The following is a 13,439-nucleotide window of genomic DNA, read 5'->3' as shown; positions in this document are numbered from 1 at the left end:
GGGTCAGGATTTCTAAACTAAAAACCACCGAACGCCCGGCGCCCTTTAAACTCCACCGAGTTTTCACACGGTCTGGACCGTATTTGGAAACTCGGACGCAGTATGTTGCTTTCTCGAGTGCTTGTAACCTCAGGAGTGGCGCCTGGCTTATCGGTGAGGAGACCTGACAGGACGTGCAAGCTTGGGAACCGCCTGACGCGCTGACATGTTCAATGAAACGATACAGGAGAGCGGAACATGACCGGTTCGACCCCACCAATTGACCTTCCCGACGACCTTCGCCGTGGCTTGGAGACCGCGGCAGCCGAAGCGGGAGATTCGCCCACGAACATCATCGTCAAAGCATTGGAAGCTTTTGGCATCGAACGGCTGACTGATGATCAGCAGCTGAAACGCATGACCGGATCGCAATAAACGTAGTCAACAAGGTGTCAGAGGCTGCGATCCAGTCAGCCCCTTACCTGCAAACAGATGCGTGAAATATCGGTTCTACCGGTAAACCTTGCCGAACCAATTCAGACTGGTTGATAGGTCAACGCCACTTCTAGCGATGATTCACTTGGGATACCAAGCTAACGCATTTCGCTGAAACTGGATAACCAGCGCTGCGGCGGGTCTGTGCTCATATCCCTCGGCATTACCAATGTGACACGCCTCGCAACATGCGTGCCAAGGGGACGTGGACGTCGCGTGTGCCGCTGCTGGGGTCTGCGCCCAGCAGGCCGTTCGGGCACATGCGGTCGTCGTCCCATCCGGGGTGGTCGGCAATGGGGTAGAGGCATACCCCCTCCACCCGGACGCCGCGATGGCGGGCGTGATGGGTCTGGGTCATGACATGATCGAACCACGCGGCGCGGCGCGCGCCTTCGGTCCCGGTCTCGGCCAGCATCACGGGGCGGTCATAGCGCGCCGCGACCTCGACGAGCAGATCTGACAGGGGGCTGTGCAGCGCATGGTCGACGTCGATGGGCGGGCCGCCATGGATCCATTGGTTGTTCCAGTAATAGTTGACGCCGACCACGTCCAGCGCGGCCTCGGACCCGCCGATCTGCGGCCAGATGCGGCCCGCGATCAGATCGAAGGCCTGGAACTGGGCGTCGTGCCAGCCATGCGCCTCGAACAGCGGGCGGCCGGTCCAATCGGCATGCTGGACCGCGATCAGCGGCTCGGCGGTGACGAAGCGCGCCCGCGGGTCGATGGCCAGCAGCTCCGCACGGGCGGCCAGATAGCAGCGGGCCAGCTGGACCTTCAGCTCGAACCCGCGGCCCCCGGCGAACGGGTTCAGATAGCCCGCATCCCCGCCGGCCCAGGACAGGAAGCTGATCTCGTTCACCGGGCACCAGAAGGGGACGGCATCCGTCACCTGGCGATGGTGCCGACCGGCGGCGCGGGCCAGCCAGGCAAAGCGGTCGACGAAGGCCGGGGACCAGACGTCCAGATCGTCAGGCCAGCCGTAATGCATCATGTCCCAGATCACCTGCGTGCCGGTGTCGCGCGCCGCCTGAAGCATCGGGGTCCAGGATCCCAGGTCCAGCGCGCCGCCCGCGTCGATCGACGGCCAGCGCAGGGCATCGCGGCAGGTGCGGATGCCCAGGCCTTGCAGCTGCAGGTAATCCTGGGCGGCATGGGTGTCGTGACCGATGGCCGCGATGACATCCAGCCGCCGCCCGTCGCGCCGCCGATGGGTCGAGGATTCCCATCCCCCCTGGATCATGCTGGCGAACAGCGTGGGCGCCGGCGCCGGGGCCTGTTCGGCCAGAACGGTGTCGATCAGCGCCTGCCATTGCGGCACCACGACCGCGGCGGAATAGGTTGCGCGCACATGGGCCTGCAGCGCCGACCCCAGGCCGTGCCGCAGGGCCGGATCGTCGATCAGCCGACGCATTGCGGCGGCAACAGCCCCGGGATCCTCGTGCGGCACGAACAGGCCGCTGACGCCGTCGCGGATCTGCTGCAGGGCGCCGTTGTCGGGGGTGGCGATGACGGGCAGGCCCGCGGCCCCGGCCTCGGCGATGACATGGGGCATGCCCTCGCCCCGGCTGAGCCAGCAGAAGACATCCATCGCCGCCAGCAGGTCGGGGACGTCCGCGCGGTCGCCGGTAAAGATCACGCGGTCGCCAAGGGGTGCCGCCAGCGCATGCAGCTGCAGCGCGTATTCCGGCATGAAGGCGTCCGGCCCGCCGATGACGACGAACCGCGCCTGCGGATGGCTGGCGGCGACGCCCATCGCGGCGGCCAGGAAATCCTCGACCCGCTTCTTGCGGTCCAGGCGCCCGACCCATCCGATCAGCACCTGGTCGTCGGCGATGCCAAGCGCCGCGCGGATGGGTGCCCGGCGTGCCGGATCGAACTCGGTCAGGTCGACCATCGACGGGATCTCGACCGCATGGTCGGGCCGGTCGGGCATGCGTCCCGCCGCCGTCGCGCGGATGCTGTCGCAGACGCCCACATAGCGCGCGGTCAGGTGCTTGGGCCCGGCCAGCGCCTCGCTGACCAGCCCGCCATGTTCGATCAGGGGCGGGCGCAGGGCCAGACGCTCCATCGCGGGATAGATGTCGGCGACGTTCTGACAGCTGACCACCACGTCGGCCCCGCAGATCTTGCGGCGCAGATAGTCGATGGTGTCGTCGAACCCAAGCGCATAGGGCGTCGTGTCGACATGGATGCCAAGCGCGCGCAGCTGGTCGGTCGTCTGGTCGGGCATCCCCTCCTTGCGAAAGCAGGGGATGACGTCGATCCGGTACCGGTCGCGGGGCAGGGTGCGGGCCAGCAGGCGCAGTTCCGTCTCCTCTCCGCCGACGACCAGCCAGGCCAGGACGAACAGGATGCGGATCTTGCCTGCGTCAGGGTGCGGGACGGGCAGGTCCTGGGGCGGCTGAACGCCCCAGGGCTGGTTCAGATCGTCGTTCATCGGATCGCTCCTTGGCGGGATCAGGTCGCGAAGACGACCTGGAGGAAATCGAACCGCTCGGCCATCAGGCGTTCCAGGAACCGCGGCGCCTCGTCGAAGGGTACGACATGGGTGATCAGGTGCTGACGGATGGCGGGGCCCATGCGCTCCAGCAGGCGGACGGTTTCCGCGGCCAGCCGCCGCTGGTTCCAGTCGGCGGCCAGACGGCGCGGCATGCGGTTGATCTGGGCGCAGATCAGGCGCAGGCCGTTGTGGTGGAACTCCTCGCCCAGGCGCAGGTCCGGCAGGCCGCCCTGATAGAAGGCCAGGTCGATCACCGTGCCCTGCGGGCGCAGGGCGGCCAGCGCGCGGTGCAGGCTGTCGGAATGGGCCCGGGTCTGGAACACCACCTCGGCGCCGCGGCCGCCGTGACGGTCGTGCCACGCGGACTTGGCATGGGCCACGGCCGCGTCCTCGTCCATCGGGGTCATGCCCAGCTTGCGGATGATGTCCTGGCGGAAGGGGGAGGGATCGACGACAACTACTTCGGACGCGCCGGCGGCTTGCGCGAACAGCGCGCAGAACAGGCCCACCGTGCCGCCACCCCAGATCAGCGCGGGACGCCCGTCCAGGCTGGCGCCCAGATGCGGGACGGCGGCGCCGAAGGCCTCGGCATCGGCATGCAGGATGCCGTTCGCGGCGATCGGTCCCATCTGGCCCACGAAGATGCCCAGCATCGGGTCCATCCCGTCGGGCAGCGCCGTCAGCAGGTCGTGCGACGGATCGGCGGTATGTCCGGTCTTGTGACCGAAGGCGGTGCCGACCACCTGACCGTTCCGCCAGCCCGGCGCGCGCGCGTCGATCACGCGGGCGCTTTCCATATAGCCCAGGAAGTTGACCGGAAACCGGGCCGACGGCTCGCCGGGCACGAAGCGGCCCGCGACATCGTCCCATCGGCTGTGCAGATAGGGGTTGGTGCCCTTCAGGAAGGTCAGCTCGGTCCCCGCCGACAGCCCGGTATAAAGCAGGTCCAGCCGAACCTGCCCGTCCCCCGCCGGCCCTTCGTCATAGCCGAAGAAGCCCGGACGGCCCTGGTCCAGGATGGCCAGCGACCGGATGTGGCGATGTTCATGCGGCATCGTCGGCGCCCGCCGCAGCGGCAGGACAAAAGGTGGGCTGCGGGTCGGCCCGCAGCCCCTCCATCCGCACAAGGGTTCCGGTTTCGGCCGACCGGCCCACGGCCAGCGCGACCTGATGGGTCAGCAGCGCCTCGGCATAGTCGCAGCGGATGCGGTTCTCGCGGCCCATGACGGCCTCGATGAAATCGCGGTCCTCGCGCCAGACCGGATCGCCGCTGGCCTGCCGGACGGGTCGGCCCTGGCCCACGTCGACCATCAGGTCGTGATCGGTGATCTCGATCGCCATGGCGTCGCTGAAGACATGCAGGCCAACGCGGTGGTTCCACCGCATCAGGCAGGTCGACGACAGGTTGGCCACCGCCCCCGACGCAAAGCGCAGCGTGGCCGCGGTGGCGGTGGGCACGGTCAGGCCGGGAAAGTCGTCGCGGTCGCGCCGCGCGGACAGGCCGAACACCTCGGTCACGTCGCCGGCCAGGAACCGCGCCGCGTCGATGATGTGGGTGGCCTGTTCGACGACCTGGCCCCCCGATCCGTCGGCCCGCCACCACCATTCCGGCGGCGGCGTCTGGTCGATCCAGAATCCCTGCATCAGATGCGCGGGATTGGTCGCCAGATGGGCGCGCGCCTCGTCCATCGTGTCCAGATAGCGCCAGTGATAGCCGACGGCGGTGATCAGCCCGGCCTGCTCGACCTCTGCCGCGATCCGCTGGGCCAGATCGACGTCCAGGGTGATCGGCTTTTCGACGAAGAACGGCAGGCCCCGCGCGATGCAGGCCCGTTCGGGCGCCCCATGCGCAAAGGGCGGCACGCAGATGTAAACGGCGTCCAGATCATGCGCGGCCAGCATTGCGTCGTGATCGCGATGGGCCGTGGCCCCCATGCGGTCTGCGGCCTCCTGCGCGCGGGCGGGGTCGGTGTCGCAGATGGCCACGACCTGGACGTCGGGCATGGTCTGCAGCACGCCGAAATGGCGATGCGCGATGCCGCCCGCCCCGATGAAGCCCAGTCTGATACGGTCCATAGGCGGTTTTTCCTTCCTTGCGCGGGCGGCGCGATAGGCGGCCAGGGTGTCGCCGGCCATGCGGGCGGCGGTGAAATGCGCGGTGAAACGGTCCTGCTGCGCCCGGGCCACGCGTGCGCGCGCCTGCGGATCGCGCAGCGCCGCGGCCAGGTGGTCGGCAAGGGCGCGACTGTTGCCCGGCGGGTGCAGCCAGGGGTGGTCGGGGCCAAGCGCCTCGACGGTGCCGCCGATCCGGCTGGCCGCGACGGGCAGGCCGGCGGCCATCGCCTCCAGCGCGACCAGCGGCAGCCCCTCGAACCGCGAGGGGAGGGCCAGGATTCCGGCCTGCGCCATCAGCGCGGGCACGTCGTCGCGTTGCCCGGCCAAGGTCACGTGGTCCTGCAGGCCCAATCGGCGGATCGCGCGGTCCAGCAGCAGATGGCCCGGACCGTCGCCGACGATCACGACCCGCGCATCGCCGCCGCCCCGCCGCAGCCGGGCCAGCGCCCCCAACAGGACGCGCTGCGCCTTTTGCGGGGTCAGGCGACCGACGCAGAGGATCATCCGGTCGTCGCGGTCCGCCTGTGGCGCGGGGCGGGGGCGGATGCCGTTGGGCACCGCGCGGACGGATGTTCCCGGGCCAAGCGCCCTGCGCCACCCGTCCGCGGCCTGGCGCGACACGGCGATCACGCCATGCACCCCGCCCAGCGCGGCGCGGTATTCGGCGATCTGATCGGGGTCCGTCAGCAGCCAGGGCAGATGTTCGGTCCGCAGCACGGTCGCGCCGGCGGCATGGGCCGCGCGGGTCAGGGCGTGCCCCTCCCACCCGATGCCGGCGTGCACATGGACCGTTCCGCGGCCTTGCCCCGCCCAGTCCGCAACCGCCCGGGCGATCGCCCCGGTGTCCGTCACCGCGGCCATGCCGCCCGCCGCTCTGACCTGCGCAGCCAGGGCGCGGCCCGCCGGATGGTCGGGCCACAGCGTTTCCGGGCGCAGGCCCCGCTCCGCCAGCGCGGCGGCCAGGGCGACCATATGCGCGCCCACGCCCGACGGCTCGGCGCTGTCGGTGACCAGCAGCAACCGGTCAGGCATGCACGGGGACCGCCATCATGCGCCGGTGCAGCGCCAGGGCCTGGGCCACCACCTGGTCCATGTTGTAATAGCGGTAGCTGCCAAGACGACCGGCAAAGATCACGTTCGGTTCCGCATCGGCCAGCGTCTGATAGCGGCGGAACAGCGCCTGGTTCTCCGGGCAGGGGATGGGATAATAGGGATCGCCCCGGTCCGACGGATATTCGCGGGTGATCGCCGTCATCGGGTGGTCCTGCCCGGTCAGGTGCTTGTATTCGGTGATCCGCGTGAAGGGCACGTCCGGGTCGGGATAGTTCACGACACCCACCGGCTGGAACTGGCGCTGGGGCAGGGTTTCATGCGCGAAGGTCAGGCTGCGATAGGGCAGCGCGCCGAAGCGGTGGCCGAAATAGGCGTCGATCGGCCCGGTATAGACGGTCAGCGCGCCGCGATCGGCCGGGTCGATGTCATGGAAATCGGTGCCCGTGCGCACGTCGATCCCCGGATGGTCCAGCATGCGCGCGAACATCGCGGTATAGCCGTCGCGCGGCATCGCCTGGAACCGGTCGGTGAAATAGCGGTCGTCGGTATCGGTGCGCGTCGGCACCCGCGCCGTGACCGAGGGGTCCAGCTGGGACGGATCCAGCCCCCATTGCTTGCGGGTGTAGCCCTCGAAGAACAGTCGGTACAGATCGTCCCCTACGGCCGAGACGACGACATCGCGCGCGGTGCGGATCGGGTCCACGGGCCGGGCGCGCGCCGCCAGGAAGGCGGCGGTGTCCGCGTCGCCGGTCAGCCCGGCATCATAGAGCATGTTCAGCGTCGTGCGGTTGATCGGCATCGGCACCCGGCGATCGCCCAGATCGGCCAGCACGCGGTGCGCATAGGGCCGCCATTCGGTGAAGCGCGACAGGAAGTCGACGACCTCGGTGGCGTTGGTGTGAAAGATGTGCGGGCCATAGCGGTGGATCAGCAGGCCGTCGGCATTCTGTTCGTCAAAGGCGTTGCCGCCGATATGGTGGCGCCGGTCGACGACCAGCACCCGCTTGCCCGACTGTTCGGCCAGCTGGCGCGCCATGACCGCGCCGGCAAACCCCGCGCCGCAGATGGTCACGTCGGGACGGGGCCGCGCGCGGCGGGGGCGGGGCACGGCAGGCCGCCGGCGTCGGTCGACCGCCCGGTCCAGCAGCGCCGCCATGCGGGCCTGCGTCAGGTCCCAGCTTTGGCGGGCCAGCACCGCGTCGGCCTCGGTGCAGATGTCGGCCGGGGCATCCGCCAGCGCATCGGCGCAGGCCGCGACAAAGGCCGCCGGGCCGTCGGCGATGCGGACCGCGCGCAGATGGCCGTACTGGCGCACCACGTCGCGCACCGGGGTGGACACGACCGGGCATCCGGCGGCCAGATATTCCGGCGTCTTGGTCGGAGAGATGTAGCGCGTCGCCTCGTTCATCGCGAAAGGCATCAGCGCGACGTCCCACCCCGCCAGATAGGCGGGCAGCTGGTCATAGCTCTTCTGGCCCAGCCAATGCAGGTTGGGCGCCTGGGGAAGGCTGGCGGGGTCGATCTTGACCACCGGGCCGATCATCACCACCGACCAGTCGGGCCGCGCCGCGGCCAGTCCCGCGATCAGGTCCAGATCGACGCGTTCGTCGATCACACCGTACCAGCCAAGCCGCGGACCGGGCAGGCCGGCCTGATCGTCGGGTTCGGCAAGTCCCGTCCGTGCGGTCGCGAAATGCCGCGTCTCCACCGAGGAGGGGAAGGCGTGGATGTTGGCGTGATCGTTTCGCCGCGCCTCCCACAGGGACCAGCCGCCGGTGGTCACCAGATCCGCCGATGCCATCAGCGCGGCCTCCAGCCCGGCCAGCGCGGCCGGCGCAAAGCGGAACGAGGCCAGCTCGTCCATGCAGTCATAGACCACGGCCGCGGCATCGACATGCTGCACGACGGGCCACATCATCGGCGTATACAGCCACAGGACCGGGCGCACGATCCCGTTCAGGGCCAGCATCTGGTCGAACAGACCCACCAGGCCCGCGGCCTGATCCTGGGGCGACCAGCGGTCGGGAATGCGGGGGCGCACGGCCTGGACGGTCGTGCCGTGAAAGGCGTGGAACTCCAGATAGGGCAGGTGATGCGTGGTGGGGATCGCCTCCTCCCAGAACAGCACGCGGTAATCGCGGGCAAAGCGGTCCATCAGATGCTGGGGCCGCTGGGTCACGAAATCCCACCGCAGATGCGACAGGCAGATCAGGGCGGGCTTGTCGGTCGTCGCGGGGGGCGACAGGTCGCGGGGCGTCATGACTGCTCCTTCCGGCGACCGCTGCGGATCGCGTCGATGTCTTGGCCAAGGCAGGCGATGCTGGCGCGCCAGCCCCATCGGGTGATCGCGTCGGGGCGGGGATCGGCGGGCGGCGATGCCAGCAGCCCGTCCAGCGCGGCGGCAAAGGGCGCACCGGGGGATGCGACGGTCCCGGCCGATGCAGGCACGTGGTCCAGCCCGCAGACCAGGTCCGCATTTGCCAGAACCGGCAGGCCGGCCAGCTGATATTCGGTCAGAATTGCGGGGGCGCCGTCATGCTGGCCGCAGACCACGCCGATGCGGGCGCGGTTGATCAGCCGGTTGACGGCGTCATGATCCACCCCCGGGGGTCCCACGATCTCGACGTCCAGGCCGCGGCGGTCGGCGTCGGCGCGCAGGTCGTCGTCGCCGTATCCGACCACCAGCAGGGCCGTGGTGCCGGGGCGGCGCTCCATGGCATCGAACAGGATGTCGTGACGCTTGTAGGGCTGCGCGCAGGCGACATAGACCACGTCGCGATCCTTGGCCGCACCGGTCGGATGAAAGGTCACGTCGGACGCAAAGTTCGGGCCGATGGGCAGCACGCGCGTGCGGGCGCCGGGGATGCGTGCCGTTATTTCGGCCGATTGCCAAGGGGCGCCGGTCAGGAACAGGTCGAACCGCGCCGCCAGGTCGTCGGGGATCCGCAGTGCCGGGGCGTCGATGGAATTGTAGATGGTGATCGCACCGCGTGCCGCATCCATGATGTCGTGCCCGACCCCCAGGCCCCAGACGCACAGGATGTCCGGCGCGCCGGTCTGCTGCAGATGGCGCACCGCCTCGGCCGATCCGTACGGGGCGTCATGCGCGTCGGCGCGAAAGACGCGCCGCGTCAGGCCGGGGCGGTCCGGATCGGCCCGGCCCGCGGCAAGGCCTTGGCTGGCATCGGATTCGCCGCAGCGCCCGGCAAAGCTCCAGATCTCGGCGGTATCGACGATGCCCGCCGCGATGGCTGCCAAGGGCAGGCGTTCCAGATAGCCGCCGGTGACGGTGACCTGTCCCGTCGGGGGCGGCGGCAGGATGGTGTCGATCTGCGCCGGATGCGTCACCGGGACCGGCGGACCATGGCTGCAATGATCCGAGATGACGACAAGACGACGAGAATGCATGGGGCCGCCGCTGAAAGAGAACGCCGTAGGACATCGCGATGTTCACGACATGTTTCAGCTAAGGTCAGGGTTGACGACCACGCAACTTGATTAATGTCAGCGTTGCTGGGGCAGGTTTTGCACTCTGTGTCATGCGCCGTTCGGGCGAACCCGTTGCCTTTCATCGGCTTGGCCGGTCGCGGCGTTCGGTGCCGACTGCCCGGCTGGAAGGGTGCCGATTAGCAAACGTTATAGGTTATCTGCTGGAACATCGGGCGCAGGCAGGAGCTTCGTTACGTCTTCTGAGGAGGAGACGCTGCATCATGGGAGACGAGACATGAAGTATTCGATGACCTGGATGGCCGGCTGCGCGATCTGCGCATTTGCCGGCATGGCGCAGGCGGATTGCGCCGCCGATCTGGCACGCTTTACCGATACCGCCGCGATGACCGGCGACAACACCGGTGCTGCGTCAGGCGGGACCGAGGGCATTGCCAAGGACGGATCGCTGGCGCCGCTGGAGCAACCGGCGGGCGATGACACCCAAGCGGATGCCCCCGATGCGTCGGCCGATGCGGCGTCCGACATGCCTGCAGCCGATGGGGCCGACAGCGCCTCGGGCGAGGGCATCGCCAAGGACGGCTCGCTTGCGCCGTTGGAGGGAACGGAGGCAGAGCCCGGAACGGCCGTCGCCATGTCCGGCAGCGACGTGCAGGCGCAGCAGGAAGGCGAACCGACCGCCGCGGAAGAGGCCGAGGGAGACGAGGCCATGGCCGATCGCGAGAGCCTGATCGCCAATGCGGAGCGTGCCCTTGCCGAAGGAGACGAGGCTGCCTGTCAGGAAGCGGTCGACCAGCTGAAGGCGATGTGACGACACGCTGCGCCCGGCATCAGGGCGCAGCGGTGACTGTGGAACAGCGGACGGTGGCGATGGGCGACGGCCGATTTTCAGATTGCAACCTGTAAGGCTCTGTGAAATAGTGCTGACGTGGTCGATCTATCGTGGACACACTGAAACGCGAAATTGCCTTTGCCGGTAGACCCAATGACTGGGTGAATGGGCCGCGACCGTCAGCCCTATGCTTTCAGAAACCTCTGTCCGGCGGGCACGAGCCAAAGGCCATGCCCGCCGTTTCCGCGATGGTCAGCGATAGATATACATGATCTGACGATCCTGCGGGTTCACCAGCACCGTCTGGCCGTTGATCTGCGCATAGCGATAATCCGGCTGATCCGGGATCTCGTAGATCGTCACGTTTTCCGGAACGCCCGCGCCGATCACGACCTCGCCGTCCAGATAGACGGGATCCACCGTGTTCGACGTGACATAGGTGGTCACTTCGGTCGTGGGCTCCTCGGCTGCGGCAGCACCGGTCGCGCCGCCGATGGCAAGACCGGCCACCGCCCCGACCGGGCCGCCGATCAGCGCACCCATCGCCGCGCCGCCCAGACCGCCCACGGCGGCGTCCTGTCCGGTGGTCGGGTCCTCGACGGGGGCCTCGATGATGGTCACGCCGACCGTCTCGCGGTTGGGATAAAGCGACACGACCTCGTCGCCTGCCTTGACGTTCAGATAGTCGCCATAGGCCCAGCCTTCCAGACCGTCACCGCTGACCTGGCACCAGTTCGCGCTGTCGATGCAGCCCAGGACAGTCACCTCGTCCCCCGCGCCGATGGCGCCGATCACGCCATGCTGGACGCCGGGGCCGGACCGGACGTTCAAATCCGTGGCAACGGTGGCCATCGTCTGCGCCGAGGCGGCCCCCGAAACCGTCAGGGCCGCAACGAAGGTCGGAGCAAGATACGCTTTCATGGTAATCTCCTGTCTCTCGGGCATGCTGCCCGATGATGCGGTGCAAACTTGTCGCACCGATCGGCGGTTCCGAACCGGACCGTTCACAAATGCATAAAATGCAATCTTCAGTTGAAAAGCGCGCGGGCCAAGTTGATCACGGCCAGAATCTGACGCGTCTCGGCATCGACGCGGTACAACTGATCGTCGCTGCGGTAATAGCGCCAACCCTCCCGGCGTTCGACATCGTAACGGTTCAGGTCACGGACCAGGACATAGTCCTCGACGCGCAGCCTGTCGCCGACGCCGCGGCCATAGCGGATGTCATCGCGCTTTGCCTGACCGGGTGGAATGCAGGACGGCGATTTCTTGGCAAGGCCCGGCGGGCACCCCTGATGGGCATGGTTGCGGTCGTTGTCGTGATGGCGCCCGCGGCCCGGATCGGCCGCGACGGGTGCGGCCAAGGCAAGCGTCAGCGCGGTCGCCAAGGCAATCCCTGGAAAGGTTGGGGTCATCGTCATGCTCCTGATGCTGGCTCCGACAACGGAGCAAAGGACAACCTCCGACCGGCGCGTGGGTTGCCGCACCCTGCCGATCATGTGAATGCCGCTGATCGCGCGAAGGATCACCGCGATGCAGGGGGCATGGATCGAATGACCACGGCCGCGCGTTCATGTGCCAGAAGCCGATACGGCAGTCAGGAGTTCACATGTCCGACAGAACCATAGGCGATCTGGCAAAGGCGATGGGCAAGATCGACTTTGCCATGCTGACCACCCGGACCGAGGGTGGCCAGCTTGCCACCCGGCCCATGAGCAACAATTCCGATGTCGAATGGGATGGCGACAGCTATTACTTCACCTATGACGACACGCGTACCGTGTCCGACATCGAACGCGACCCCCATGTCGCCCTGTCGTTCCAGGGGCGCGCAGGCATTTTGGGCGCGCCGCCGCTGTTCGTGGCCGTCGAGGGCGAGGCCGGCATCATCCGCGACAAGGCCACGTTCGCCGACCATTGGACCAGCGATCTGGAACGGTGGTTTCCGGACGGCATCGATACGCCGGGCATGGCGCTGATCAAGGTCGCCGCCGTGCGCGTCCATTACTGGGACGGCGAGGAAGAGGGCGAGGTCGCCCCCCGGGCCTGATCCATCGCAATCCCGAAAGACCCGCGGGCCGGCATGCCGTCCGCGGGTCTTTCAACGACCTCGGCCTGAAGACGATCAAGCGATATTTCGACAGGGGAACGGCATCCTGATGCAGCATCACCGCTATCTTTTCGTCGGTGGCCTGCACCGGTCCGGGACATCGCTTCTGACGCGGCTGGTGGCGGCGCATGACGCGGTGGCCGCAATCCGCGATGCGCCGGTGCCCGAGAACGAGGGGTGCTATCTGCAGGGCGCCATCCCCCATACCGCGCAGCACGGCCGACCGATGCATTTCGCGACCGATCCGCGTCAGCACCTGACCGAGGGCCACCCGCTGGACCGGTTGGAGACCCGTCTGCGCCTGGAACACGATTGGAACCCATGGTTCGACGGCGATCGTCCGTGGCGGGTCGAGAAGTCGCCGGTGAACCTGACGCGGACACGGTTGTACCAGCAATTGTTCCCATTGTCGCAATTCGTGCTGATCATCCGCCACCCCGAGGCCGTGGCGGCGGCGGTCGCGAAATGGGTCGATGGGCCAGCCCATCAGCTGATCGACCACTGGCTGGACGCGCACTCTCAGATGCAGCAGGACCTGTCCCACCTGCACGCGGCCATGGTCATCCGGTACGAGGATCTGGTGGCATCGCCCGCGGCGGTGGTGAGCAGCGTTCACGCCTTCATGTCGCTTTCCCCGTCCCGGATGGACGCGACGGTCCGGGACGGCAATCTGGACTACGGATCGGCGCCGCGGATGACCCCGTCGCAGGCAGAGCGTGCCGCGGCATGGGGCTATGGACCGGGGCTTGAGGTAAGACCTGTCGGTCCTCGCCTGTCCCACCCGTTGCGGTCGGTCAGGACAGCGGCAGAAGACGCCTGGACAGGTGGAAAGGCCATCACCGGCTGATGGAACGCAGGCGGGACACCGCGCGTGAAGAAAGTCGCCGTCCTGCACTTCTCCATAATCT

11 protein-coding genes are annotated in these 13,439 nt (G+C 68.0%); 4 read left to right on the top strand and 7 right to left on the bottom strand.

Annotation, left to right across the window (positions count from 1 at the left end; genetic code table 11):
• Positions 1 to 237: 237 nt before the first annotated feature.
• Positions 238 to 414 (top strand): hypothetical protein, encoded by a 177-nt coding sequence (locus FHD67_RS20560; RefSeq protein WP_157020506.1) that lies wholly within the window; start codon positions 238 to 240, stop codon positions 412 to 414.
• Between the two features lie 223 nt (positions 415 to 637).
• On the opposite strand, the gene FHD67_RS17825 is transcribed toward FHD67_RS20560, so the two are convergent.
• The 5 genes from FHD67_RS17825 to FHD67_RS20735 are packed head-to-tail and all read right to left on the bottom strand — an operon-like array spanning position 638 to position 9,550.
• Positions 638 to 2,911 carry a glycosyltransferase family 4 protein gene (locus FHD67_RS17825; RefSeq protein ID WP_139599527.1) on the bottom strand — a complete coding sequence of 758 codons (2,274 nt, stop codon included), beginning with the start codon at positions 2,909 to 2,911 and terminating at the stop codon, positions 638 to 640.
• Positions 2,912 to 2,931: 20 nt separating this feature from the next.
• Positions 2,932 to 4,029 carry a zinc-dependent alcohol dehydrogenase gene (locus tag FHD67_RS20740; RefSeq protein ID WP_218062342.1) on the bottom strand — a complete coding sequence of 366 codons (1,098 nt, stop codon included), beginning with the start codon at positions 4,027 to 4,029 and terminating at the stop codon, positions 2,932 to 2,934.
• The gene (locus FHD67_RS17820; RefSeq protein WP_218062341.1) at positions 4,019 to 6,121 is read right to left on the bottom strand and encodes a glycosyltransferase; all 2,103 of its coding nucleotides are present in this window, start codon (positions 6,119 to 6,121) and stop codon (positions 4,019 to 4,021) included. Before FHD67_RS17820 ends, FHD67_RS20740 begins: the two co-directional genes overlap by 11 nt.
• Positions 6,114 to 8,402: a UDP-galactopyranose mutase gene (glf, locus tag FHD67_RS17815; RefSeq protein ID WP_218062340.1), complete on the bottom strand. Its 2,289-nt coding sequence runs from the start codon at positions 8,400 to 8,402 to the stop codon at positions 6,114 to 6,116. The genes FHD67_RS17820 and glf overlap by 8 nt, the downstream gene beginning before the upstream one ends.
• Positions 8,399 to 9,550, bottom strand: coding sequence for a glycosyltransferase (locus tag FHD67_RS20735; RefSeq protein WP_218062339.1), 1,152 nt, complete (start codon positions 9,548 to 9,550; stop codon positions 8,399 to 8,401). The genes glf and FHD67_RS20735 overlap by 4 nt, the downstream gene beginning before the upstream one ends.
• Before the next feature lie 316 nt (positions 9,551 to 9,866).
• Between FHD67_RS20735 and FHD67_RS17805 the strand changes: the two genes are divergently transcribed.
• The gene (locus tag FHD67_RS17805) at positions 9,867 to 10,400 is read left to right on the top strand and encodes a hypothetical protein (protein ID WP_246071337.1); all 534 of its coding nucleotides are present in this window, start codon (positions 9,867 to 9,869) and stop codon (positions 10,398 to 10,400) included.
• Between the two features lie 273 nt (positions 10,401 to 10,673).
• Here FHD67_RS17805 and FHD67_RS17800 read toward each other — a convergent pair whose 3' ends face one another.
• Together FHD67_RS17800 and FHD67_RS17795 are read right to left on the bottom strand one after the other, a co-directional pair.
• A complete protein-coding gene (locus tag FHD67_RS17800; protein ID WP_139599526.1) occupies positions 10,674 to 11,342 on the bottom strand; it encodes a DUF1236 domain-containing protein in 669 nt (222 codons plus the stop codon).
• A gap of 107 nt (positions 11,343 to 11,449) precedes the next feature.
• On the bottom strand, positions 11,450 to 11,836 hold the full coding sequence (locus FHD67_RS17795; RefSeq protein WP_139599528.1) for a hypothetical protein: 387 nt from the start codon (positions 11,834 to 11,836) through the stop codon (positions 11,450 to 11,452).
• 194 nt (positions 11,837 to 12,030) lie between these two features.
• On the opposite strand from FHD67_RS17795, the gene FHD67_RS17790 reads away from it, so the two are divergent.
• Both FHD67_RS17790 and FHD67_RS17785 read left to right on the top strand, forming a co-directional pair.
• Positions 12,031 to 12,471 (top strand): pyridoxamine 5'-phosphate oxidase family protein, encoded by a 441-nt coding sequence (locus FHD67_RS17790; RefSeq protein ID WP_046001197.1) that lies wholly within the window; start codon positions 12,031 to 12,033, stop codon positions 12,469 to 12,471.
• A gap of 109 nt (positions 12,472 to 12,580) precedes the next feature.
• A complete protein-coding gene (locus FHD67_RS17785) occupies positions 12,581 to 13,378 on the top strand; it encodes a sulfotransferase family protein (protein ID WP_139599525.1) in 798 nt (265 codons plus the stop codon).
• Positions 13,379 to 13,439 lie beyond the last annotated feature (61 nt).

This window comes from Paracoccus haeundaensis (assembly GCF_006239215.1).
GTDB lineage: Bacteria > Pseudomonadota > Alphaproteobacteria > Rhodobacterales > Rhodobacteraceae > Paracoccus > Paracoccus marcusii.
The sequence above is the reverse complement of the archived record's forward strand: the minus strand, read 5'-3'. Positions and strand labels throughout refer to the sequence as shown.

Coding starts and splice junctions, on each gene's coding strand:
- FHD67_RS20560 (WP_157020506.1), top strand. CDS start 238: ATGACCGGTTCGACCCCACCAATTGACCTTCCCGACGACCTTCGCCGT.
- FHD67_RS17825 (WP_139599527.1), bottom strand. CDS start 2,911: ATGAACGACGATCTGAACCAGCCCTGGGGCGTTCAGCCGCCCCAGGAC.
- FHD67_RS20740 (WP_218062342.1), bottom strand. CDS start 4,029: ATGCCGCATGAACATCGCCACATCCGGTCGCTGGCCATCCTGGACCAG.
- FHD67_RS17820 (WP_218062341.1), bottom strand. CDS start 6,121: ATGCCTGACCGGTTGCTGCTGGTCACCGACAGCGCCGAGCCGTCGGGC.
- glf (WP_218062340.1), bottom strand. CDS start 8,402: ATGACGCCCCGCGACCTGTCGCCCCCCGCGACGACCGACAAGCCCGCC.
- FHD67_RS20735 (WP_218062339.1), bottom strand. CDS start 9,550: ATGCATTCTCGTCGTCTTGTCGTCATCTCGGATCATTGCAGCCATGGT.
- FHD67_RS17805 (WP_246071337.1), top strand. CDS start 9,867: ATGAAGTATTCGATGACCTGGATGGCCGGCTGCGCGATCTGCGCATTT.
- FHD67_RS17800 (WP_139599526.1), bottom strand. CDS start 11,342: ATGAAAGCGTATCTTGCTCCGACCTTCGTTGCGGCCCTGACGGTTTCG.
- FHD67_RS17795 (WP_139599528.1), bottom strand. CDS start 11,836: ATGACCCCAACCTTTCCAGGGATTGCCTTGGCGACCGCGCTGACGCTT.
- FHD67_RS17790 (WP_046001197.1), top strand. CDS start 12,031: ATGTCCGACAGAACCATAGGCGATCTGGCAAAGGCGATGGGCAAGATC.
- FHD67_RS17785 (WP_139599525.1), top strand. CDS start 12,581: ATGCAGCATCACCGCTATCTTTTCGTCGGTGGCCTGCACCGGTCCGGG.